Genomic DNA, 1,508 nt, shown 5'->3' with positions numbered 1-1,508 from the left:
TAAAGCATAACAAACGCTTCAAGAGGGACTTCCAACGCGTGGCATTTTTATTATGCGTTGATTTTGGTGATTACGGTGTTATGCGGAAACTTGGTAGTAGCGTTGTCAGCCCCTTAAGCGGGCGTTAGGCATAGGGAAGTTATGGAACTCGTTCAGCTAAACGAGCATGAGCTAAAAATGTTGTGTGATGGCCAATCTGAGTTCAAGTATATTCTTGACGGGATTCCACCAAAGCATGTTTTAGATCGTTCTCTTAATCATTATCGTAATTCAGTTTGTGAAATTTGGTCTTTACCGTACTTTATAAAGTTAAATGATCAGCTAATTGGCAGTTGTGGTTTTAAGAACCCGCCGTCTGATTATCGAGTGGAAATCGGTTACAACGTAGCGTTTGATGTTCGTGGTAAAGGTATTGCAACATTTGCAGTTAATAAACTTTGCCAAATTGCTTTTGAATCTGGTTTAGTCAAAGTTGTCTTTGCCTTAATCGCTTCTGAAAATTTAGCTTCACTTCATGTTGTTCGCAAAAATGGATTTATCTATAAAAACATGGTTGTGGATAGTGATGGTGAGTCATTAGAATGTTGGGAAATAATCCAATAATATCAATGCGTTGGTAAATGCCTAACAAGGCGTTAAAGAGGGATTCGCAACGCGTAGCATTTTCGTTATGCGTTGATTTTATTAGTTTTTAGTGCAATGCGGAGAGTTAGTAGTTGCGTTGCTCACCCCTTAACGCGGCGTTATGTAACAAATCAGCATATGGAGTTTGATGTGTTCGAATATCTGTCAACAGAGGTGTTTGTTACACCCGAAAGTAAAGCCACTGCTGTATCGATAATAGTGTCGAGTTGCATTGCAATCCTTGTTGTTTTTATAAATAAGTGGGTGGCAGATTGCCGTGAAGTTAAGCAGAAGAAAATTACAAAGCTTGAAGAGATTGCTTTCGTTTTGTCAGAGTTAAAACTACTTGGTACGAAATATATTGATGGAAATGATAACGATATAAGCATTTCTTCAGCTTCAGAATTAGCTCAGATTGAATTAGCCCTTAATAAAATCGAATCTTTACTGGTCTTACATTTTCCTAAGGAAACCTTTTTTGACAAGAATAGTACTTTAGAAACGCTGAGAAATGCACGTATAGATTTTGTTCAAAATAGAACAATGTATCAAATGAGTAAATCTCACAAGGCCTATAGCGCAATGATCGACACATACTGGATAAAGTTGCACGTCATAATGAAGAGTCATAGTTAACTTGTTACATAACAAAGCGTTCAAGAGGGATTCGCAACGCGTAGCATTTTCGTTATGCTTTTATTTTATTAGTTTTCAGTGCAATGCGGTGAGTTGGTTGTTGCGTTGCTCACCCCTTAACGCGGCGTTAGTTGTTTTACCAAACTTCAGAATAATAGGAAGCAAGTGTGATCATTAATAAGAACTGGGATTTAGATATCGCGTTTGAAGTAATCAACGATAGGTATTATCCCGGCGGTTTGCAAAGT

Annotated in this window: 2 protein-coding genes; both read left to right on the top strand. The window is 37.8% G+C overall.

What is annotated here, in order from left to right:
* The first annotated feature begins 141 nt into the window (after window positions 1-141).
* On the top strand, window positions 142-603 hold the full coding sequence (locus tag FKN05_RS16450) for a GNAT family N-acetyltransferase (protein WP_170888013.1): 462 nt from the start codon (window positions 142-144) through the stop codon (window positions 601-603).
* 171 nt (window positions 604-774) lie between these two features.
* The gene (locus tag FKN05_RS16445; RefSeq protein WP_170888011.1) at window positions 775-1,260 is read left to right on the top strand and encodes a hypothetical protein; all 486 of its coding nucleotides are present in this window, start codon (window positions 775-777) and stop codon (window positions 1,258-1,260) included.
* Window positions 1,261-1,508 lie beyond the last annotated feature (248 nt).

Source organism: Vibrio sp. 1-1(7) (genome assembly GCF_013048485.1).
Lineage (GTDB): Bacteria > Pseudomonadota > Gammaproteobacteria > Enterobacterales > Vibrionaceae > Vibrio > Vibrio fujianensis.
The sequence above is the reverse complement of the archived record's forward strand: the minus strand, read 5'-3'. Positions and strand labels throughout refer to the sequence as shown.

Excerpts from the sequence above, each read along its gene's own strand:
- FKN05_RS16450 (WP_170888013.1), top strand. The coding sequence starts at position 142 with ATGGAACTCGTTCAGCTAAACGAGCATGAGCTAAAAATGTTGTGTGAT.